This is a genomic window from Acinetobacter sp. ANC_7588 (genome assembly GCF_056783995.1).
The window spans coordinates 26408-47688 of record NZ_JBWYIU010000017.1; the positions used below are offsets into that span (position 1 = coordinate 26408).

Consider the following 21281-nt stretch of genomic DNA (forward strand, 5'->3'; position numbering starts at 1 on the left):
CTCATAAGATGGAGTTTTTTTGGTTAAGCTTTTCGACCTATTTGATAACAAGGTGTTAAAGCAATTTCAATTGTTCCTGTTCTAAGCTTTGCTAGATTAAGTTGTTCAGTCGTTGGTTTATTCTCTGGAATCGAATTGTACGTGTGTTGGTATGTCGCATGCGTATTCACCCATTCAGCTGCGGCTGTAGAGCCCTTAGTATCCCAACTCGTGATATTAATACCCGCTCTTATGTCATTATTTACGATTAAGTTTTGTAAATTTAAACGTACGCCTCCAGATGACACAAGTTCACTATTAGAATCGACTCCAAAGTCTGGTCTGTTATTTAGTCCAGCTCTGACCCCATTTAGGTTCCCAAAAATTGGATTCGCTAGAATCATACGTATTGTCAGAGATTTATCATTTGCAGTTGAATATGTTGTGCCTATCGTACCAATAATGAATTGTTGAACATCCAATTCATCGGTCATGGTTGAAGTATTCTTAATGCTTGGACAAGTGGTAGATTTTAAACTCGATGCAGTACGATTGGTTCGTATATCTCCATTTTCATCAATGACGATACTCACTGTTTGTGATGGAATCGTTTTATCATTAAAGTTAAACACTAAATCTGCGTATAATGGGAAAATAATTTGATCCCCAGATTCAACATTTTTACGTGTTTTGAACACTTTACGATCTAAATAGCTCACTGGACTGTATTTTAGAATATCAAGCTTACCTGTATAGCGCTCAGAATTGACATCTTGACGCCACTCCCCATATACCTCAGTGCTTGTAGGTGTAACCTTGCTGCCTAAGAATCCTTGATAAGCATACTGATTACCAGGAATAATGGATTGACCAAACAGAGTTCCTTTATAGATTTCTAATTTGTCATTTGAAGATTCAATACTTTTAAAAACTAAAGGTTTTTGTATTTTTTGTGAGATATTATTCAACCAATCTTTTGAATTAGAAACGACATCTAATTTTTCAGGTGGTACTTGATTGATTAATAATACTCGTGCTAACTCTTCTGAAGTATTACTACCCGTAACAATTGGTTTCCCTCTCCACTGTGAAAGATAACCACTCGCATAACCTTCGCGCGTAGTAATTACGCTCATATCAGCAATTGCTTGATTATTGTTTAGGCTTGAGCCGTGAAACCCTGCGAAATTAGTATTTTGTCCAATAAAGACTAAGTGATTGGCCTGATAAATACCCACACTTCTCATTCTGATGATCTGTTGTGCTACTTTTTCCGCATCATCAATTGATACCTTATCGACATCTAACCATGGTTTCAGGATCTGAACATAACTGCCATTTTTGAACTCATTGGCCGTTATATTTTGGCTGATCACTTGAAGACCATCCAAATTGTCTTTTGACAGCACAACTTGCTGTATATCACCAGGTACATTACTGATTTGATCTACACCTAATGTTTGCAAAATTCGTATAATTCCGACCATTGCGTTATAGGTAGGATCGGACATATTAAAATTTTCAATTGGCTTACCAGTTAGCCCTTGAGCCATATCTTGTACACCAATCTGAATATAAACATCGCTCATTTTCTTAGGCACAATTGAACCTAGATCGACCGTCCCTAACTCAATTTTTCGAGCACTGGCTTCACCCTGAATATAAAATGTAACTTTGTCTCCCACTTGGCATGAACCAGTTGCAACATTAGGATCGAGTTCAGTTCGATAGTGATTCAGTTTGTCAGTACTACAATCGAACTTTAGTCCCTCTACAGGATAGTCCAAGACAAATCCAAGACAATTAGCATCATTTGAGGTTAAACAACCATTAGAGGTTGTAACGGAACCACGGTTAGGATCTTCATTTATTTTAGCACTCTCTCCACCACATCCAGTCAGTGCTAAAAAAAGCGTGGAAAACGTGAATGGGATAATATTAGACTTTTTCATTCTAGTTCTCTTTTATTTGATGGCCTTAAGCTTTAGCTGACCAGTATTCACGAGTTTTTGATTTTGAATATCAATTGATTCGACTAAAGGGGTGAGTAATAAATATCGTGTTTGAGGTGGTTTTTTTAATATACCTTCGAGTGCAGAGTATGTCGTGACGTTGGCTTGAGTATCTGTACTTTTAAAACCAGTCGCTCCCTCTAAAATGCAACCTTGCTGATCCAAAAATACTGCAATCGGCCAATAAAAAGTTGGGTTATTTTGAGATGAAGCAAATGATTGAATTTGAATCTGATCAATTGATTCATCTAACTCCACCACCTCATAAGCAAAACGTTCTTTCAATGGCGCAACTGGCCATAAACCAATTTCACCTTGAGCACCCTTCAAACGCTTAGCTTTCTGAATTTTTTTATCTTGAAAGCATGTACGTTCCAAAGATTCTGCAAGATCTTTTGCTTCAATACGCATGTACGTACTCGATAAAGCCATTGCTTCTTTCGCTGTAGGCTCTGTCGGCTGTAGGAACTGAGATAAAACGGCTTTGGTAATCCCTTTTTGTCGCTCAATCGTTTCAAAACGAGCTGCACCTACACCCTGCGTATCAGGAACTACATAAAACCGTTTTCTTCCTTCCAGATTAAACTCATGATCCTCAAGATATTCATGATCAATGTATTCAACACCATCAATCACAGTTACAGGACTTCCTGTTTCAGCTTTCAGTGAACCACCTGCGTTTTTGCTATCTGAAATCTGCTCAACACGTTGAAGGCTTTCTTTAGAATTTTGATCGTGTGTAGATTTATTTTTTGTTAATGACTGCTCATGTTTCGTATTGACTTTAGTCTGTGCAAGATCAATTTTCGTCATTTGATCTTGAGTCTTTTTTTCAACACTCACTGTTGATTGTTCAACATTGTCATTTTGACTGCGCCCAACTGATTTGCTCGCTGTAGGAGCTTTAATACTCGGCTGAGCGATTTCAACCTGTATTTTTTTAGGCTCATCTGCTGGTTTTTTTTGAATGATTTTTGGCTGAATATTTTCTCTTTGAACTGATTTTTGATTTTTAATAGATTCGCTGTTTTGGGCACTAGATGCAGCTCTTTCGATGACAATCGGTCTGCCATCTGGACCTATAATTGTGTAAAAGTCTTGGGCATACAATGTAGGACTTACTAAAAAAGAACCTGCACATAAAACACAACCGAGAGACTGGCTCACCCTTGTTTTTATTTGTTTAAATTGCTCAAGATTTAAGTCCATTACCATCTCGTTCTATAATTAATACCTAAAATCGTAACTTTAGTATTCGTCGATACATTTAAGCCTGCATATGGATTAAGTAATAAATTATCCACGGCGTCTAGATTGGCTAGGCTACTTGATCCCGCTGGAATTCTATCGCGGCTACGAAGGAACCCGACTGATAAATCAATATCTGTATCTTCATCAAAACGGTAACCAATACCCAATCCAAACAATTGTGCATTATTGATCGGTACCATTGTATTCCGCTTTCCATCTGGGATCGCACTTGTTCTAGGTTCATAACCAGCACGGAATTTCAAACGGTCATTGGCAGAATATTCAACGCCAACGCCCCAACTCCATGGAGATTGAAAACCTAGAGGCAGAGATAAAGAAGAGTCTGTTACATCATTAGATAACAGTTTTGCAATCTTCAGAGCAGAAATTTGACGATCGAACTCAAATTTAAACTTATCCCAAGCCGCATAGTCAGTCCATCCCACATCGAAATTTACCTGTAAGTCCGGGAATACTTTGTACTTAATCCCTGCTTGGAAATGTGCTGGATATTCTAAATCCATAGACATTAGACCAGTTTCAATCGCAGGTACATAGTTCGGAAAACCAAGTATGGTTGCCAAAACTTGCCCCGTAGGTGAGGAGTTTAGTCCTTTGATTAATTCTCGGGATGCGTTTCCATTTTCTACAATATATTTACCCTTCAAGCGCATTTTAGCACCGCTTTGGTAAACCAGCCCCAAACCAAACTCTTCAGTGGGTTCCCACAAGACACCTAAGTTGTAGCTTGGTGATAAACTCTGCTCCATTTCAACATTGATTTTCCCGAAAGTTGAAAATGGATTCATGCCCTCATTGGTATTACATAAGCCGAATAACAAAATATTCGTGACAATATTGTCATTCCCTCCACGGAAAGGGGCACAGACAGACTCATCCACCATCCGAAGAAGACCAATCATTTCATTTGGAAAACGTAAATCTGTTTTCATGGCAATGGCTTGATAAGACATGCCCACTGAAGCACCAATTGAAAGTTCATCATTTACTTGATATGCAATCGATGGTGATAAATATGTAATACGCTCCATGGCAACTTGCTGCCCCATGAAGTTACCCGGATTACCATCTTCTGCACCGAAACCTGCAACCATTGGTGCATAAACTGCTGTAGCGAAAGTAAACTTAGATCCTGGTGGGTTGTAGGAGATTCCTCCAGTTGGAGCTGCTACTGGCCATCCCTCTCCTAAATCCACCATTTTTTTCAATATAGGAATATATAAGGATGCGTACTCGACATCACCTCTCACAGAATCCTTAAAATCAGTACAGAGGTTTGATGGATTATCAAGCGCATCATTACAGATTAATGGATCATCAGAATATCCAAAGACGTCATAACCTGATGGCGCGGAAAATTCACGCTGAATATCAAAATTAGCAACTAAGCCTTGAACGTCGGTTTGTAACCCTTTGAGTTTGGTTAAACCCGCAGGGTTAAAGTGAATTGCACTAATCCCGGGTGGATCTGCAGTGACAGCATTACCCATTGATAATGAGCGTACATCTACAGATAAATTCTGCCCAAGGTGTGCAAAGACTTGCGTACTACATCCACTCAGAACAATTGCCGTAACTAAAGGATGCAAACGGAATTGACTCATTTCCGAACTCCTTTAGCTTGCTTTTTTCTTACCGAAGCCGAGTATATCTAATGGGAACGATAGGCCGAGAGAAACATCTGGAGAGTCTTCAGTTAAACCGATACCTATCGTTCCATTGACAATCGTCTTCGGACTAACACGTACACCGAGTGCCACCGCAAACATAGAGCTGGTCTGAGTCGCAGGTTCGTAATATTCACCTGTATCATATGTAAATTTGGTACCCATGTTCATTGATTGCTGATAAGACATGGTCAAGGAGACATCATAGTTAAATGAATATGCAAACCCGAACGAGAATCCAGCCGTAACACCGGGTTCAAAAGTATCTAAAACACGGTTACGCCCGGTTAAACCTTCACCTTGAGTATTTCCTCCCCCTCGGATTTGATTTAAGCCAGATTCTTTAAAACCATAATTTGTTGATACTGACGCAAACAATACAACTGGATCAATATATTTTCTTGTACTTGCACCAACACCAACTGAATAATACCCCTTACCTGTTGAGAGATCCGTCAAAGGATTAATTTCATAGGGGCTATCACCTGTTTTTGTCGATAGATTACCAAACAAAATAAGTGGCAAACGACCTTCTTTCAGTGGAAATGGCTCCCAACGCGCCCCTAAACTAATATCACCCAATCCAGCAGTGGTCGTATCTTTGACACTATCAGACTTTGCAACCAATGGAATTGAAGCGTTTAGCGTGATGTTATCTCTTAAACCATATTGCGCTGTGATGGTATTGGTAATCGTATGATTTGCATCTTCATCAATACGAAGTTGATACAACTGTCCTTCATCGATCGAAGCATTTATTTGAGAATCCCGATAGTACGAATAATCAAGATCATAGAACGTTGAAAACTCACCACGCTTAATCAGTGAATATTGTCGCTCATTAGAGGAAAAAACCTCCTGCAAGTTAGTCTCTTGCGTCGCATCACCTTCTTTTTGTTGGAGTGCATTTGCAGCCTGCCCTTCAACACCTGGCTTAAGAGAAGGTGTTGCATCAACATTTTCAGTAGATTCTGCCGTATAACTTGATTGTGCTTGTTCAAGCTCGGTCGCAGAACTATTTTCAGTATTATTTTGAGTATCTTGAGAAATATTCTCTTCTGATGGAGCTTCAACTGTTTCGGGTGCTGCATAGACGCCTGTGACAATCATTTGAATACTGATTGCGAGTAGCGTTCTTTTCGTCCATTGATTATTCATTTTACTTCCTACCACAATTCTTCATTATTTGGATTTTGTTTCAATTCAATTTAATTGCATTTAAATTACTTACGTTTATAGTAAAGCCGCATATATGTTGTAATGGGTTGATTATACGTTGGAGATTTGGGATCAAGATCTAATACTTTACGCATAGTTGAGGCTTTATCTGCGATTTTATTCATATAATCTGACGAAAATTGTGCATCAACTAAGGCGTAACGGTTAATTGTTGCATCATCGACATGTCTTAAATCTGTTTCTTGTAATGCCAATAGATCTGTCTGTTGAGATTCAGGAACGTTCACTAAAAATAAGGTATTGTTTTCCCAAATTTCTTTAAATCGTGCTTCATCAAAACTGATATTTCCTAATGCAGGGTCAGCAACATAAACCCTTCCATCTTTATATGCTTTGTATACAACAAAGTGCTTAAAACCTGCATAGTGAATTGGAACAATAGCAGGTTGTGTCTGTTTAATCAGGTCTTTGAATTCACCACGGTAACCCCCACTTTCATAACCTAAAGCAGTGACGAAGCGCTTCATATCCAATAATGAAAAGCTTCTACGCTCAATGATTCGATCATACTCGCCAAATCGCAACAATCCCTCCATGGTTTGTTGTTCTGTCAAATTTAGACCAGCGTGACCATTAAGAACTGTCGTCAACGCCGCAGAACCACAACTATAGTCATACGCTTGACGGACTATTCCTCTAAACTGATTTTCGATAGCCGGCTTGATAGCTACAGGTTCACGGTGATTTTTTGTATAAGATAGATGTCGTGAGTCTGCAATCTCACTGTAATAAACTGCTTCGCGTGGTTTTTCTTTAATTTCGAGAGCATGACTCGCAAAAAAATACATAATTGCAGAGCCTAAAGTAATTTCTATCATAATGTTAACTGTTCTAGTTCGGCGTACTTGCCTTTATGATTCTGTAGTTGGAGTTTGCACTCACATTTATTCTTATATTCAGAATACCTTTTTCATCCTAAAAATACAGTACTTTTACTTTTTAATTTCAAATTCGCAAAATTTAAAAAACGCGTGATCAACACGCGTTTTTTGTATAAAAACTTAGTGACCAGAAATTTTGATTGAAGTGCTACCCAAATTCAAACCTTGAACTTCGATTGAACCGATACTCTTATTAGCTTCACCTAAAGAAACTTTTTGGATGTAAGCATTCAATGGTGATTGAGCTGGGCTGATATATAATCCATCTTTTGTTACACCAATTTTGGCGTCAGCATTCAGGTTTTTACTGCCTGAACTTGTAACTTTCAAGCCCTCGATTCCAATGCTACCACCACCCGATGTAGATGTATCATTAATAGTTAAGCTTGTAGATAAACCACCAGTGATTTCAGAATCAACGACAATCATAGCGCCTTGAGGTGCATTACCTAATTGAACGTTTGCTTTGGTTGCACCCAATGATAATGTTAAACCTGTAATAATTTGTTTTTCAGAACCTTCAACAACACCACGAACATTGTCATCAGAACTGTAAGTGCCAGAGCTTGCAACCCCAATAGAACCAACATTGATGTCTAAAGCACCAGTTTCAGCAAGAACATTAAGTACCGCTTGACCACCAACATCTGCGGCATCAACTTTCAACGTTGCTAAGTTTTGAGTATTTCCAGTACCCTTTGAAATCGTTAAACCGTTAACCGTGATTGCACCAGCACCAATTGTTGGATCAGCAGTGCCAGCTGTATTAATGGTCGTATCACCGAATGTCAAAGCGCTATTTGTAAAACCATCATTATCATGAATATATAACTTATCGATTTCGATACCAGCAGTTGTATCAATGGCAATAGTAATACCATCTTGACCAGTCGTTGCGCTGAGTGATGCATCATCCATTGCCTGCATCGCCATAGCATTCACGCTCACCGCCATTGAAGAAACTAAAGCCAATTTTGTGAATAATTTCATTATGTACTCTCCCAAGAGCATTTTTTCATTTTTTTGACTGCTCTCCGTGTTTCTGAAGTTTTTATAATTTAACGACTGAAACTTCATCCTTGAGCAGTTCGCTTTGCAGTATTAAGTTAACCTTATGTTATCTTATGATCAATATCTGTTAAGAAAATTCGACCTATTCCCGATAAATGGCATAAGTGTGAACTAGTATTAAATGGGTGATGCAAATTTTCTGAAAAGAGTGTAACAAGTCACAAATGGTAAGTGCTTCATTTTTTAAACAAAACTTAAAAATTTCAGGACTAAGTAAAGCTGATTTTTTGCAAAAAATTGGTTCATTGACAGGATTGGTATATCTTGAAAATCAGGATTTACCGATTATCGGATTTTTGCCAAAAAAATATTGCGTTTATATAAACTGCGGATTCAGTCAATTTGTGCGTTGCTCTGATTTTAATTATCAGTATGAAAGCCAATTTTCTTCACTCAAAGATTTTGTTCAATGTAGCGAAAATTCACTTCCAGATTCTGCAAGCCATTATTTCAGAGGCGGTTACATTGGTTACTATGATTATAATTTTGCAGCAAATTTTCAAATTAACACCAAGGTAAAAAAACAACCACAATTGTTTTTTGGCTTGTATGAAAGCTATTTGATTTATGAAAATAATGATTGGGTTTTCTATAGCACTGAACATAATGCCGAGTGCCTTTATACACGATTATTAGACTGTTTTCAGCAATCTAGTCCATCATCATTTCAACTCAGTTCACCCATGCAAGCACGTTGGACTAAACAACAATATCGAACTGCATTTCAACGAGTACAAGATTACATTGTTGCTGGGGATTGTTACCAAATTAACCTAACTCAAGAATTTGTAGCACAAGCTGAAGGTGAGCTACTGAGTATAGCTAAACCTTTTTGGGCACTCACAAATGCTCCTTATGCTGCTTATCTTAAAATTGATAACCTTGAACTTTTGAGCTGTTCACCTGAGTTATTTATCGAGTTTAGACCCAATAAAAAAATGATCACTAAACCGATCAAAGGCACCATGCCACGCTTTAAAGATCCTCAAAAAGACCAAGAATCAAAACAAACACTCATCAACTCTGAGAAAGATAAAGCCGAAAATCTAATGATTGTTGACCTTCTCAGAAATGATTTAAGCATTTATGCAGAAACTGGCACTGTCAAGACACCAAAATTATTTAACATTGAAAGCTTTAATCAAGTCCACCACATGGTCAGTGAAATTGAAGCGACGTTAAAATCCGATGTTCATCAATTAGATGTTTTACACGCAGCGCTCCCCGGCGGTTCAATAACGGGGGCACCCAAAATTCGAGCGATGGAAATTATTGAAGAACTTGAAGAGTCCCCACGCGGTGCATACTGTGGCTCTATTGGTTATTTCAATTTTGATGGTACTGGTTCTTGGAATATTTTGATCCGAACAATTCAAAAATATCAGCAAGATGTGTCTATTTGGGCTGGTGGTGGTGTCACAATCAGTTCAGATTGCGATGCAGAATATCAAGAATGTTTTGATAAGGTTGAAGCCATGCTAAAACTGATGAATCAATGGTACGAATCATAAAAAAGCGACCTATCTGGTCGCTTTTTCAACAACAAAAATTTGCAGCACTCACACTTTTAAAATGTCATTCTTCAAGGTGTCTACTAAACGTTGATTTTGCTCATCTGTACCAATGGTGATACGCAAATACTGATTAATACGTGGTTTATTAAAATATCTTACGATAATGCCACGCTCTCGCAATTCATTTGCAAGCTGACCTGCATCTTTGCTAGGCAGTGTTGCAAATATAAAATTTGCGGCAGAAGGCAACACATCAAACCCTAAGGATTTCAGTTGCTCAACTAACTTTATACGACTAGCAATCACTTTGGCATTTTGCGCTTCGAAATAGGCTTGATCCTCGAAAGACGCCACTGCAGCGGCAATCGCAAAACGGTCCATTGGATATGAATTGAAGCTATTTTTTACCGCTTCTAACGCTGCAATTAAATGCGGCTGTGCAATCGCAAACCCGACCCGTAATCCCGCAAGCGAACGTGATTTCGAAGTTGTTTGACAGACCACCAAGTTGTCATATTTTTCTACGAGAGCCACTGCAGATTCAGCACCAAAGTCTACATATGCTTCATCAATCACAACCACTGAATTTGGGTTCGATTGAAGTACTTCCTCAATTGCGGACAAACCAAGTGCAATACTGGTAGGGGCATTTGGATTGGTGATAATGATGCCACCATTTGGTTGCTTATAGTCATCCACAACAATTTCAAATTTTTCGTTTAAAGGCAAAATTTGAGTTTTCACACCAAAAAATTGGCTATAAACAGGATAGAAACTGTAGGTAATATCTGGATAAAGAATTGGCAAATCTTGAACAAAAAATGCCTTAAAAATATGAGCTAAAACCTCATCAGAACCATTACCAACAAACACGTGTCCCACTGGAACATGTTGCTGTTTCGCAATTGCTTGCTTTAATTCCGATGCGTCAGGGTCAGGATACAAACGTAAAACATCCGCGCCATTTGCTAAAACTTGTTGTACCGCTTCTACAACTTTTGGAGATGGTGGATACGGGTTCTCGTTGGTATTCAATTTTAAAAGATTTTGGATCTTGGGTTGTTCACCAGGCACATAAGGCTCTAGTTCACGTACTTCGGGACTCCAAAAACGCATTTGTTCTACTGTAATATTCATTTTTAAATTCTCTAAATTCCCCTCACTGACTAAGGAGGTTAGGGAGAGATTTTTTAATTACCTTCACCTAACCTCACTTGCATTTCGATTTCCAGCAATGCTTAAAAACAGATTTAGAGAGGAATATTCATACCAAATTTATGGTTTAAATTACTGATAACGATATCGCGCTGAACGAGCGTGAGCATCTAAGTTTTCTTGCTGTGCAAGAATATCTGCTGTTTTCGCTAAAGTTTTCACGCCATCTTCCGAACACATGATTAGGCTTGAACGCTTTTGGAAATCATACACCCCGAGTGGTGATGAAAAACGTGCCGTACCCGAGGTTGGCAATACATGATTCGGACCTGCACAGTAATCACCAATTGCTTCAGGCGTATAACGCCCCATGAAGATAGCACCTGCATGGCGAATACCTTCAGCCATTTCTTGTGCTTCATCTAAACATAGCATCAAGTGTTCAGGGGCAACTTGGTTGATCAATTCCACACCTTCGGCACGGTCTTTAACTAAAACAAGCGCACCACGATTAGCAATAGAAGTTCGTGCGATTTCTGCTTTAGGAAGTGCTTTTAAGTGCTCTTCAATTGCAATCGCGACATCATGAAGCAGTTGCTCGTCTGGCGTAATAAATACAGCTTGAGCAACAGTATCATGCTCTGCTTGAGACAGAAGATCCATTGCAAGCCATTCTGCATTATTGTCCCCTTCAGCATACACTAAAATTTCTGAAGGACCTGCAATCATATCAATACCTACCTGACCAAATACGGCGCGTTTTGCTGCTGCAACAAAACGATTGCCCGGTCCAGTGATCTTGTCTACTGCTGGAATAGTTTCAGTACCATAGGCCAATGCTGCAACCGCTTGCGCACCACCAATCGTAAACACTCGAGTGACACCTGCCAAATACGCAGCTGCCAACACCAATGGATTTAAATCACCATTTGGTGCAGGCACAACCATAATAATTTCAGGCACTCCTGCGACGTGTGCAGGAACTGCATTCATGAGTACTGATGATGGGTATGAAGCTAAACCACCTGGCACATAAATTCCAACACGGTCAAGCGGCGTCACTTTTTGGCCTAAGGTGTTACCCAAAGCATCAACATAGGTCCAACCATCTTGTTTTTGTGCCTGATGGAATTCACGGACACGATTTGCAGCTAACTCTAAAGCTTCTCGAACTTCAGTCGTTAAATGATCAAATGCAGCTTTAAGTTGGTCTTGTGTCAGTTCTAAATCTGAAAATTGATGCGCTGGATGTCGATCGAACTGTTGTGTGAGTTTGAGAACATGAGCATCACCATGTTGACGAACATCGGCAATGATTTGGTCTACTGTTTTTAAAAGTTCTGGGTCACTCACGGTTTCAAAAGCGAGCAAGTCAGCAAAGTCTTGCTTAAAATTTTGATCTTGAGTCGATAAACGTCGCATCAATTTATCCACAATGAAATTAAAGGGAAGCTTTAGTTTACCTGTTTTCTGTTGATTTGTGGGCATCTTCATTCAAGCAACCCAAATAGAAATGATTGAAAATAACTTTTGATTAAATTGAATTTTCTATTGAGCTCTGTTCTTATCATGATTTGATTTTATTCGGGGGAATTTTAGATGAAAGAAATAGAAAAATAGTCGGTTACTATTTAGGTGTTTATGTCGTTGTTTTAGCTATTTGTGGATTCTTTCAATACTTTTACTATTGTCAGGGACAGTCTTTGATGTGTGCCGTTACTAAAACTGGAATCGTGGATATAGTAACTGTAACCGCTTATGTACTGACGCCAATAGTTGCAATTATTGGTTTTCAAAGTTGGAAGAATGAAAAACAATATGATTTAGAAAAACAATATTCTATCGAAATCCTAGAATCCATAAATGAGATTAAAACCTTTTTAGATATAAAGTATTATGACCTTTCAATTTCTAACTTAGAAAATGTTCAAAAACAGCTAAATGAAAGCAAAATATTTAATCTACTCGAAAAACAATACTTTATTTCTGCAAAATTCAAAACCCTTCAAAAAATTTCAAATACTAATAAGTTATCTGACAATTTTTTAAAAAATTTTGAAAATAACTCATTGTTATTTAGCACAGCAATCGAGATGAAAAATAAGCATACTGCTTTAGAAAAAGTTGGTGTCCTAATAAAATGTTCTAACGGAAATCTAGTTAAACAATTAATCGCCCCCTTGTCTGAATTTAAATTAACCTTTGATAATTCATATTCAGAAATAACTAAAGAACTAATAAAATTCATTAAACCATAAAAAACCGCCCTTTCGGACGGTTCTTTTACTCAGACAACGTTAAGCTTGCTTTGCGTTTTCTCGTTCATCCACTGCTTTTTCAAGTTGTGCAAGAATTGGGTTAAGCAAAGCTTGCTTACGCTTAAAGCTCGCTTTGTTCACAATCAGTCGTGAAGAAACTTTGCAAATTTCTTCAAGAGGCTCTAAGCCATTCGCGCGAAGTGTATTACCTGTGTCCACGACGTCAACGATGTAATCACCCAAACCAACCAATGGTGCAAGCTCCATCGAACCGTAAAGTTTAATCACATCAACTTGCTCACCTAAGCTCGCATAGTATTGACGCGTCAAATTCACGTACTTGGTCGCGATCTTCAAACGACCTTTCGGACGCTCCATACCCACTTTGCCCGCTGTCATTAACTTACAGTTTGCAATTTTAAGATCTAATGGTTCATAGACATTTTGTGCACCATGTTCCATCAGTACATCTTTACCTGCAACACCAATATCAGCCGCACCATTTTCTACATAAGTTGGTACATCAGATGCACGTAAAATTAAAATTCGAACATGTTTATGCGTCGTAGGAAAAATTAATTTACGCGATTTATCTGGGTCTTCTAAAAGATTAATCCCTGCTGTTTCTAGCAATGGCAATGTCTCTTTTAAAATCCGACCTTTACTTAATGCTAAGGTTAAACCATGATCAAAATTGCCCATTACGTCAAAATTAGGATCATCGTTTCTCATATCGCTCATTAACTTACTCGCTCACTCGCTTAATTTGGGCACCTAAACCTTGTAATTTTGCTTCAACATCTTCATAACCGCGATCAATGTGATAAATACGGTCAATTAAAGTCTCTCCTTCAGCAGCTAAAGCAGCCAAAACTAAAGAAAATGAAGCACGCAAATCTGTTGCCATAACAGGTGCAGCTGAAAGTTTTTCAACTCCTGTTACAACTGCATCATTACCTTCAACCTGAATATTAGCGCCCATACGTGACAATTCAGGTACATGCATAAAACGGTTTTCAAAAATCGTTTCTGAAATTGTTGCAAACCCACGACCGATTGCATTGACCGCCATCAATTGTGCTTGCATATCTGTTGGAAAATCTGGATGAGGCAATGTACGGAAACTAACAGCCTTAGGACGCTTACCCATCATATCGAGTTCGATCCAATCATCACCGCGCGTAACTTCTGCACCCATTTCTTCAAATTTATCCAACACTGATTCCATCAGCAATGGATCTGTATGTGTCGTTTTAACTCGTCCACCCGTAATAGCAGCAGCCGCTAAATAAGATCCTGTTTCAATACGGTCAGCAACAACTGAATACTCACAACCATGCAAACTTTCTACACCAGTGACGATTAATGTATCCGTATCTAAACCTTCAATCTTCGCACCCATCTTAATGAGCATTTGTGCAAGATCAGTGATTTCAGGTTCACGAGCCGCATTACGGATGGTAGTAACACCTTCTGCTAAAACAGCAGCCATGAGGATGTTTTCTGTCCCACCTACAGTGACCATATCGAAAACAACTTCACCGCCTTTTAAGCGACCATCAACTTTTGCATTGACATAGCCTGCTTCCACTTCAATTTCCGCACCTAAAGCTTCTAATGCTTTTAAATGCTGGTCAACAGGACGTGAGCCAATAGCACAACCACCAGGTAAAGATACTTTTGCACTACCGTAGCGCGCCAGCAATGGGCCAAGCACCAAAATAGACGCTCGCATAGTCTTTACGAGTTCATATGGTGCAAATTGATTATCAAGGGTTGAAGTATCAGCGACAACAGTGTCACCTTCATACTTCATGGTAATCCCAAGACCTGCAATTAATTTTACAAGCGTATGAACATCTTTAAGCTTGGGTACATTTCTGAGCGTAATTGGTGTTTCAGCAAGAATCATTGCTGCTAAAAGTGGCAATGCAGCATTTTTTGCACCAGAGATGCGAACTTCGCCTTCTAGTCTTTTACCACCAGTGATTAGAAATTTATCCATTTATTCCTTAAGCTCCGAAAAGACTAGCTTTGCGCCATTCTTCTTTTGTCATTGCGCGTATGGTTACAGCGTGAACTTCACCACTTTTAATATATTCGTTAAGAGGAGCATAAACTGCTTGTTGACGAGCAACTGTTCTTTTACCTTCAAACAGATCATCTACAATACGGAGGTCAAATTTCCCACCTTGTCCACTTACAGCAACATCAGCAGAAGGGAAAGCAGCTTTTAAGATTTCAGTGAGCTGTTCACTATTCATTGCAAAGACCTCTCATGGGACGATCGATTGTGTAAAAACGGATTATTTTACTATAACTCATTCAATGAATTCATCTGCTATACAATTTATCTATAAAAAAAAAGAGGCAATATACCTCTTTTTTTATTTTCAGCTACAGACCGTCATATAGGCAGCGGCTGAAAAGCCATTTGCATTTTACGATATCGCATTAACTGTCTTTTTATTTTCTCAGTTAATTTTTTAATTGATGCATACATATCATCGCCAGATGCTTGAGCAAAAAGTTCGACGCCGGGTAAACGCACGATTGCTTCAGCGATATGATTCGAACTTCCTTTTTTCGAACGCTTATCGACTTGGTGATCCTTTGTGAGTTTCACCTGCATACTATTGACCTGATCAAGGTGCTTGGTCATTTCGGCGAATTTACAACGAATATTCTCTTCTATTGCAGGAGTAATACTTAAATGATGTCCACGAATTGTTATTTGCATAATCCTATCCCTCTCCTTCTAAAGGATTTGATTGAGTTAAGCCATGTGATTGCATGACAGAACATTCAACATAGAATTATTCTGCAAATTTAAGTCATGAAATCATGCTGGCTAAACCTCGTGTAACTAAAAAAAAGAGATTCATTATTTCGTCATAATGAACCTCTAGAATAATCACACTTCAAATTTCAGATCAAGACTTTTCGATCGGATGATGCAGGAATATGTAACGATTCGCGATATTTTGCGACTGTACGACGTGCAACATCGATACCATCCTCATTTAACAACTTAGCTAAACTGTTATCAGATAATGGTTTTCTTGGGTTCTCTTCAGCAATCAACTTTTTAATTTTTGCTCGGATCGCAGTTGAAGATGCTTCACCACCTGACGTTGTTCCAACATGGCTTGAGAAAAAATATTTAAGTTCAAACAACCCTCTCGGAGTAAGCAAATATTTATTGGTGGTTACACGAGATACTGTTGATTCATGTAACTCAACCTCCTCCGCCACATCTCTCAACACCAAAGGTTTCATTCCTTCAGCACCCAACTCTAAAAAATCTCGTTGATGCTGAACAATACATGTCGCTACTTTTAAAAGCGTTTTATGGCGCTCATCTACACTTTTAATAAAATTTTTAGCATCAAGCATTTGATTGCGTAAATATTGATTATCTGCACTTTGATCAGCTCGACGAATCATATTTGCATAATAAGGATTGATGCGTAATTTTGGCAAAATATCCGGATTTAAGTGCACATGCCAACTGTCATTTTTCTTTGCCACCACCACATCAGGTACCTGGTAATCAGATTCTTTATTCTCAAACATTAGACCTGGATAGGGTTGTAATGATTTTAAAAGTTGTATTGCTGCTTTTAACTGTTCAAGTTTAAAACCTGTTTGCTTCAGTAATTTATTTAGGTCATTGGCAATCAATAATTCATAATGCTGCAATAACAATAACGCGTCATTACGGCAAGGTAAGGTATTAGGCAATACTTGAAGCTGAACATATAAGCATTCCACAAGATTGCGTGAACCAACGCCAATCGGCTCTAGTCTTTGTATATGTTTCAACACCACTAAAATTTCATCAATCTCAACATCTTCTTGAATATCCATCTGTGCGAGTAAAGTCAGCACTGCGTGGTGAATTTCTTCAACGCTCTCATCTAAAAAGCCTTTTTCATCCAAACCATCTACGATGCAATAGGCAATCAAAAGATCAGTTTGGGAGAAATTTAGGAGATTAACTTGCTCTAAAATATGATCTTTCAGTGTATTTTGAATTGAACGATTATCCTCACGTTCTTCATATTCTGGTAATTCCATTGATGATGATTGATGGGTATATACATCATCCCATTCCGTATCTACAGGTAAATCATTTGGCAAATGATCTGCATTTAATTCTCGAGTAAGATCACTAGCAGAATTTTCCTGATTCAAGTCCTCCAAACTTTGCATTGGAGAATCATCATCCACCTTTTCAAGTAAGGGGTTACTATCCAACTGCAATTGAACTTCTTGCTCCAACTCTAAGCTGGATAATTGTAAAAGTCGGATCGCTTGTTGGAGCTGGGGTGTCAAAGACAAAGAATTGGATACTTTTAGTCCTAACGCTAATTTCATAAATCATTACCCCCTAACATCGTTATTATTCAAGCAATAATCATGCCTACAATTCTTATAACATAAGTTTCAAGTGTTAGGTTAATCAATTAGTCTTAATTGTTAATAAAAAAATAAGGATAAAATACATTATAATTCAATCACTTTTTTTTAATTAATATTCAAAAAATATGAGCACTCAAGTTTAAATTAAAAAAATAATTTTTTAGCGTTGTCTGCAGTTATGGTTGATTAAAAATAAACCACTTACTCATGATCAAGGTTTTATAAGCTCATGATTTATTTCGCGTTGATCAAAAAATCTAAATTCATTTGAATTTCGAGTATTTTTTATTCTTTACTTATTCTCATAGAAAGTATAAAAATAATTAATAGTTTATTTTGAATAGATTTCAACCAAATTTGAGAACTGTCAAAATTATAAGAACGATATATAAAAGACATGGAGATTTCTTGATGAAAAGTCTATCTGGTAAAGTCCTTCTCAGCGCATTAGGCTTCATCATCGCTGGCGGAACAATGAGTCAAGCCAATGCCACTGACACCATTGCGAAAATCAAAAAAAATGGAAAAGTGATCATCGGGTATCGTGAATCTTCTGATCCAATCTCATATATCGTGGGTGGTAAACCTATGGGATATGCCATCGATATCTGTAATAACGTAGCTAACGAATTAAAAAAAGACTTAAAACTCCCCAACTTAAAAGTTGAATATAAAGCGGTTACTTCTTCCACGCGAATTCCTGAAATGCTCGCTGGAAACATTGATATGGAATGCGGGACGACAACCAACTCTGTCCAGCGACAACAGCAAGTCAACTTCTCTACAAATTACTTTGCCACTGAAGTACGTATGGCAGTCAAAGCTTCAGCGCCTTTCAAAGATTTAGGGGATTTAAATGGTAAAGCCGTTGCCACAACGCAAGGAACAACCTCGGATAAATATATCAAAATGGGTGCAAGAGGAGAAAAAATAAAGGTTACCAATGTCTATGGTAAAGATCATGCTGATTCTTTTGCAATGGTCGCTTCGGGACGTGCAGCTGCATTTGTTATGGATGACAATATTCTTGCAGGGCTCATTGCCAAATCATCAAAACCTCAAGATTTTAAAATTGTAGGTCCAGTCCTTTCGTCAGAACCTTACGGAATTATGCTGCCTAAAGGCGATGCCAAGTTTAAAGCGATTGCAGATCGTGTGGTAACTGGAATGTGGAAAAATGGTCAAATGGATACCCTTTATAAAAAATGGTTCTTATCACCTATTCCACCACGCAATATCAATCTAAACATGCCTATGAGTAGCTCATTTAAAAAATTAAAAGCATCTCCGAATGATGCAGGGATTAAATAACAAAAATTATGAGGGCTTAAATAGAAACACTTAAGCCCTTTTTTCTCGTAACCATTGCAGGGAATTTCAATGGCTGTTGGTTCTTTAAATTGGACGTCATTTTGCTTGGCATCCAACGAATATGGCGTTGATAAAAAAGATTGGGCTGAATCTATCTGTAGTGCGATTGGAGGTTCAAGTTATTCAGCTGTTGCTGATGCACCGACTTGGTTACAGATACTTGGATCAGGTATTTGGACCATGATCTGGACTGCTGTCATTGCCTTTTTCATCGCATTTATACTTGGTTCACTTATTGGCATTATGCGTACATTACCCAATAAATTACTGTCATTCATTGGGACTTGTTATGTAGAGTTATTCAGAAATATACCCTTAATTGTTCAATTATTTTTCTGGGCATTCGTTTTCCCTCAACTTCTACCATTGAGTATGAGTACTGGAAGTGGTGAAATGGTTTCTGGCGGATGGTGGCAAAATATTTTAAATAATAATCCAGCAATTATTGGTGTATTTGCGCTGGGCCTATATACCGCTGCAAGGATTGCTGAGCAGGTTCGAGCAGGTATTAATACCGTTTCACAAGGTCAAAAAAATGCAGCTTATGCGATCGGTTTAAATTTAAACCAAAGTTATCGTTATGTCATTCTGCCAGTGGCTTATCGAATCGTTTGGCCAACACTAACATCAGAAGCAATGAATGTATTTAAAAATTCAGCCGTGCTTTTTGCCTTAAGTGTTTTGAATTTTTTTGCATATACCAAAACAATGCGAGAAGAAACCTCTCAAGACGTGGTCATTTTAATTCTTTCAACACCTGTTTACCTCATCATCACTTATTCAATTAAATACTTGATGGCATGGATTGAGAAACGAATGGCTGTACCAGGTCTAGGTTCGGGAGGTAAATAAAATGGACTTTAGTGTTCTAACTCATCCCGATGTCGTTGCAAGTTTGATCGCTGGTTTTAAATTTACAGTTACAGTAACCATTCTTTCGATTATTGGTGGGATTCTTCTTGGTACACCAATCGCGATGATGCGTCTATCGAATAATAAAATTGCCAGTGGATTTGCAAAATTTTATGTCGACTTTTTTCGAGGTGTTCCCCTCATTCAAGTTATTTTTATCTTTTACTTTTTACTTCCTAAGTTTTTCGATTTCCAATATCACACCTATTGGGGACCTTTATTTTCAAGTGTAGTAACCTTCGCCATTTTTGAGGCTGCTTTTTTTTCAGAAATTGTCCGTTCTGGCATTCAATCAGTTTCTAAAGGACAAGTGAATGCAGGTTACGCCTTGGGTTTTAATTATCGCCAGACAATGTCATACGTAGTTTTACCCCAAGCTTTTAGAAATATGTTACCCGTGATATTGACGCAATCCATTGTTCTTTTTCAAGATGTTTCTTTGGTTTATGTCATCAGTGCACCAGATTTCCTAGGCAATGCAAATACTTTAGCTAATACCTATGGTTCGGAAACCAAAGCCGTTTTTTATCTAGTTGTTGCTGTCGTCTATTTTGTCATTTCATTTGCACTTTCACGACTAGTTAAACGCTTACATCAAAAAATAGCCATTATTCGATAAGGAGAATCAAAATGCCAATGATTGAAATTCAAGATGTATCCAAATGGTATGGAGATTTTCAGGTACTTAGCGAATGCTCAACCACTATCAACAAAGGTGAAGTTGTCGTTATATGCGGTCCATCTGGCTCAGGTAAATCTACACTTATTAAGACAGTGAATGCTTTAGAACCTTTTCAACAAGGAAATATTATCGTTGATGGTACCGCTTTAAAAGACTCTAAAACGAATCTAGCAAAATTCAGATCTAGAGTAGGTATGGTATTTCAACATTTTGAACTATTTCCTCATATGACTGTGTTAGAGAACCTAACAATAGGACAAATCAAAGTACTTAATCGCTCAACTGAAGAAGCTAAAATAAAGGCCTTACAATATTTGGATCGAGTGGGTTTGACAGCACACAAAGATAAATTTCCAGGACAATTATCAGGTGGTCAACAACAACGTGTCGCGATTGCACGTGGTCTTTGTATGGACCCAGTCTGTATGCTTTTTGATGAACCCACTTCCGCATTAGATCCTGAAATGGTCGGTGAAGTGCTTGAAGTCATGAGCCAACTTGCAAAAGAAGGCATGACGATGATGTGTGTTACGCATGAAATGGGATTTGCAAAAAAAGTTTCAGATCGAGTGATATTTATGGATCAAGGCAAAATTCTAGAAGATTGCCCGACTGATGACTTCTTTAATAAGCCACAAGAGCGACATGAAAGAACAAAGTATTTTTTAGAGAAAATTTCAGCAGTACATTAAATATTAGATTAAATCCGAAAATTTCGCGATAACTACTTAAATTATTTTAAATTCGATTTTTATATATAAAAAAACACCCCCTTCTATTGAAGGGGGTGTTTAGAATAATGAGCTGGCGATGACTTACTCTCACATGGGTAACCCCACACTA

The 21281-nt window shown here is 38.0% G+C and carries 19 protein-coding genes; 6 read left to right on the forward strand and 13 right to left on the reverse strand.

Annotated features, from left to right (window positions below; all coding sequences use genetic code 11):
• Window positions 1-23: 23 nt before the first annotated feature.
• From filF to filA, 6 genes are all read right to left on the reverse strand, one after another.
• A complete protein-coding gene (gene filF, locus AC1M9J_RS13930; protein WP_481952516.1) occupies window positions 24-1931 on the reverse strand; it encodes a putative pilus system protein FilF in 1908 nt (635 codons plus the stop codon).
• A 12-nt stretch (window positions 1932-1943) separates the two neighbouring features.
• The gene (gene filE, locus AC1M9J_RS13935) at window positions 1944-3200 is read right to left on the reverse strand and encodes a putative pilus assembly protein FilE (RefSeq protein WP_481952517.1); all 1257 of its coding nucleotides are present in this window, start codon (window positions 3198-3200) and stop codon (window positions 1944-1946) included.
• Window positions 3200-4867 carry a putative pilus system OmpP1/FadL family transporter FilD gene (gene filD / locus AC1M9J_RS13940; RefSeq protein ID WP_180000164.1) on the reverse strand — a complete coding sequence of 556 codons (1668 nt, stop codon included), beginning with the start codon at window positions 4865-4867 and terminating at the stop codon, window positions 3200-3202. The genes filE and filD overlap by 1 nt, the downstream gene beginning before the upstream one ends.
• Window positions 4868-4879: 12 nt before the next feature.
• Entirely contained in the window at window positions 4880-6088 is a 1209-nt protein-coding gene (gene filC, locus AC1M9J_RS13945) for a putative pilus system protein FilC (protein ID WP_092768595.1), read from the reverse strand.
• Window positions 6089-6153: 65 nt separating this feature from the next.
• Window positions 6154-6987 carry a putative pilus system C39 family peptidase FilB gene (filB, locus tag AC1M9J_RS13950; protein ID WP_035268934.1) on the reverse strand — a complete coding sequence of 278 codons (834 nt, stop codon included), beginning with the start codon at window positions 6985-6987 and terminating at the stop codon, window positions 6154-6156.
• A gap of 183 nt (window positions 6988-7170) precedes the next feature.
• Entirely contained in the window at window positions 7171-8040 is an 870-nt protein-coding gene (gene filA / locus AC1M9J_RS13955; RefSeq protein ID WP_092768589.1) for a putative pilus system protein FilA, read from the reverse strand.
• Between the two features lie 245 nt (window positions 8041-8285).
• On the opposite strand from filA, the gene pabB reads away from it, so the two are divergent.
• Entirely contained in the window at window positions 8286-9632 is a 1347-nt protein-coding gene (gene pabB / locus AC1M9J_RS13960; protein ID WP_481952518.1) for an aminodeoxychorismate synthase component I, read from the forward strand.
• Window positions 9633-9680: 48 nt separating this feature from the next.
• On the opposite strand, the gene hisC is transcribed toward pabB, so the two are convergent.
• Together hisC and hisD are read right to left on the reverse strand one after the other, a co-directional pair.
• Window positions 9681-10772: a histidinol-phosphate transaminase gene (gene hisC, locus AC1M9J_RS13965; RefSeq protein ID WP_035268929.1), complete on the reverse strand. Its 1092-nt coding sequence runs from the start codon at window positions 10770-10772 to the stop codon at window positions 9681-9683.
• A 150-nt stretch (window positions 10773-10922) separates the two neighbouring features.
• Window positions 10923-12224: a histidinol dehydrogenase gene (gene hisD / locus AC1M9J_RS13970; protein ID WP_481608040.1), complete on the reverse strand. Its 1302-nt coding sequence runs from the start codon at window positions 12222-12224 to the stop codon at window positions 10923-10925.
• Window positions 12225-12496: 272 nt separating this feature from the next.
• Here hisD and AC1M9J_RS13975 point away from each other — a divergent pair, with 272 nt between their 5' ends.
• Window positions 12497-13048, forward strand: a complete 552-nt coding sequence (locus tag AC1M9J_RS13975; protein WP_481952519.1) for a hypothetical protein — start codon at window positions 12497-12499, stop codon at window positions 13046-13048.
• Window positions 13049-13087: 39 nt separating this feature from the next.
• Here the strand turns inward: AC1M9J_RS13975 and hisG are convergent, their stop codons facing one another.
• The 5 genes from hisG to AC1M9J_RS14000 form a co-directional block, all read right to left on the reverse strand.
• A complete protein-coding gene (hisG, locus tag AC1M9J_RS13980) occupies window positions 13088-13789 on the reverse strand; it encodes an ATP phosphoribosyltransferase (RefSeq protein ID WP_481952520.1) in 702 nt (233 codons plus the stop codon).
• 4 nt (window positions 13790-13793) lie between these two features.
• Window positions 13794-15053, reverse strand: a complete 1260-nt coding sequence (gene murA, locus AC1M9J_RS13985) for a UDP-N-acetylglucosamine 1-carboxyvinyltransferase (protein WP_180000148.1) — start codon at window positions 15051-15053, stop codon at window positions 13794-13796.
• Between the two features lie 7 nt (window positions 15054-15060).
• On the reverse strand, window positions 15061-15312 hold the full coding sequence (gene ibaG / locus AC1M9J_RS13990; protein ID WP_481596636.1) for a BolA family iron metabolism protein IbaG: 252 nt from the start codon (window positions 15310-15312) through the stop codon (window positions 15061-15063).
• A 143-nt stretch (window positions 15313-15455) separates the two neighbouring features.
• Window positions 15456-15788 (reverse strand): ribosome hibernation-promoting factor, HPF/YfiA family, encoded by a 333-nt coding sequence (hpf, locus tag AC1M9J_RS13995; protein ID WP_035268921.1) that lies wholly within the window; start codon window positions 15786-15788, stop codon window positions 15456-15458.
• Between the two features lie 188 nt (window positions 15789-15976).
• Complete coding sequence (locus tag AC1M9J_RS14000; protein WP_481596635.1) at window positions 15977-17428, reverse strand: RNA polymerase factor sigma-54; 1452 nt, start codon at window positions 17426-17428, stop codon at window positions 15977-15979.
• 456 nt (window positions 17429-17884) lie between these two features.
• Here AC1M9J_RS14000 and AC1M9J_RS14005 point away from each other — a divergent pair, with 456 nt between their 5' ends.
• The 4 genes from AC1M9J_RS14005 to AC1M9J_RS14020 all read left to right on the forward strand — a co-directional run bounded on the left by AC1M9J_RS14005 (window position 17885) and on the right by AC1M9J_RS14020 (window position 21130).
• Window positions 17885-18784: an amino acid ABC transporter substrate-binding protein gene (locus AC1M9J_RS14005; RefSeq protein WP_180028739.1), complete on the forward strand. Its 900-nt coding sequence runs from the start codon at window positions 17885-17887 to the stop codon at window positions 18782-18784.
• A 69-nt stretch (window positions 18785-18853) separates the two neighbouring features.
• Window positions 18854-19696: an amino acid ABC transporter permease gene (locus AC1M9J_RS14010; protein WP_481592365.1), complete on the forward strand. Its 843-nt coding sequence runs from the start codon at window positions 18854-18856 to the stop codon at window positions 19694-19696.
• Window position 19697: 1 nt separating this feature from the next.
• Window positions 19698-20375 (forward strand): amino acid ABC transporter permease, encoded by a 678-nt coding sequence (locus AC1M9J_RS14015; RefSeq protein ID WP_180028741.1) that lies wholly within the window; start codon window positions 19698-19700, stop codon window positions 20373-20375.
• An 11-nt stretch (window positions 20376-20386) separates the two neighbouring features.
• Complete coding sequence (locus AC1M9J_RS14020; protein ID WP_481952521.1) at window positions 20387-21130, forward strand: amino acid ABC transporter ATP-binding protein; 744 nt, start codon at window positions 20387-20389, stop codon at window positions 21128-21130.
• The last annotated feature ends 151 nt before the right edge of the window (window positions 21131-21281 follow it).

Excerpts from the sequence above, each read along its gene's own strand:
- filF (WP_481952516.1), bottom strand. The coding sequence starts at position 1,931 with ATGAAAAAGTCTAATATTATCCCATTCACGTTTTCCACGCTTTTTTTA.
- filE (WP_481952517.1), bottom strand. The coding sequence starts at position 3,200 with ATGGACTTAAATCTTGAGCAATTTAAACAAATAAAAACAAGGGTGAGC.
- filD (WP_180000164.1), bottom strand. The coding sequence starts at position 4,867 with ATGAGTCAATTCCGTTTGCATCCTTTAGTTACGGCAATTGTTCTGAGT.
- filC (WP_092768595.1), bottom strand. The coding sequence starts at position 6,088 with ATGAATAATCAATGGACGAAAAGAACGCTACTCGCAATCAGTATTCAA.
- filB (WP_035268934.1), bottom strand. The coding sequence starts at position 6,987 with ATGATAGAAATTACTTTAGGCTCTGCAATTATGTATTTTTTTGCGAGT.
- filA (WP_092768589.1), bottom strand. The coding sequence starts at position 8,040 with ATGAAATTATTCACAAAATTGGCTTTAGTTTCTTCAATGGCGGTGAGC.
- pabB (WP_481952518.1), top strand. The coding sequence starts at position 8,286 with ATGGTAAGTGCTTCATTTTTTAAACAAAACTTAAAAATTTCAGGACTA.
- hisC (WP_035268929.1), bottom strand. The coding sequence starts at position 10,772 with ATGAATATTACAGTAGAACAAATGCGTTTTTGGAGTCCCGAAGTACGT.
- AC1M9J_RS13975 (WP_481952519.1), top strand. The coding sequence starts at position 12,497 with ATGTGTGCCGTTACTAAAACTGGAATCGTGGATATAGTAACTGTAACC.
- hisG (WP_481952520.1), bottom strand. The coding sequence starts at position 13,789 with ATGAGCGATATGAGAAACGATGATCCTAATTTTGACGTAATGGGCAAT.
- murA (WP_180000148.1), bottom strand. The coding sequence starts at position 15,053 with ATGGATAAATTTCTAATCACTGGTGGTAAAAGACTAGAAGGCGAAGTT.
- ibaG (WP_481596636.1), bottom strand. The coding sequence starts at position 15,312 with ATGAATAGTGAACAGCTCACTGAAATCTTAAAAGCTGCTTTCCCTTCT.
- hpf (WP_035268921.1), bottom strand. The coding sequence starts at position 15,788 with ATGCAAATAACAATTCGTGGACATCATTTAAGTATTACTCCTGCAATA.
- AC1M9J_RS14000 (WP_481596635.1), bottom strand. The coding sequence starts at position 17,428 with ATGAAATTAGCGTTAGGACTAAAAGTATCCAATTCTTTGTCTTTGACA.
- AC1M9J_RS14005 (WP_180028739.1), top strand. The coding sequence starts at position 17,885 with ATGAAAAGTCTATCTGGTAAAGTCCTTCTCAGCGCATTAGGCTTCATC.
- AC1M9J_RS14010 (WP_481592365.1), top strand. The coding sequence starts at position 18,854 with ATGGCTGTTGGTTCTTTAAATTGGACGTCATTTTGCTTGGCATCCAAC.
- AC1M9J_RS14015 (WP_180028741.1), top strand. The coding sequence starts at position 19,698 with ATGGACTTTAGTGTTCTAACTCATCCCGATGTCGTTGCAAGTTTGATC.
- AC1M9J_RS14020 (WP_481952521.1), top strand. The coding sequence starts at position 20,387 with ATGCCAATGATTGAAATTCAAGATGTATCCAAATGGTATGGAGATTTT.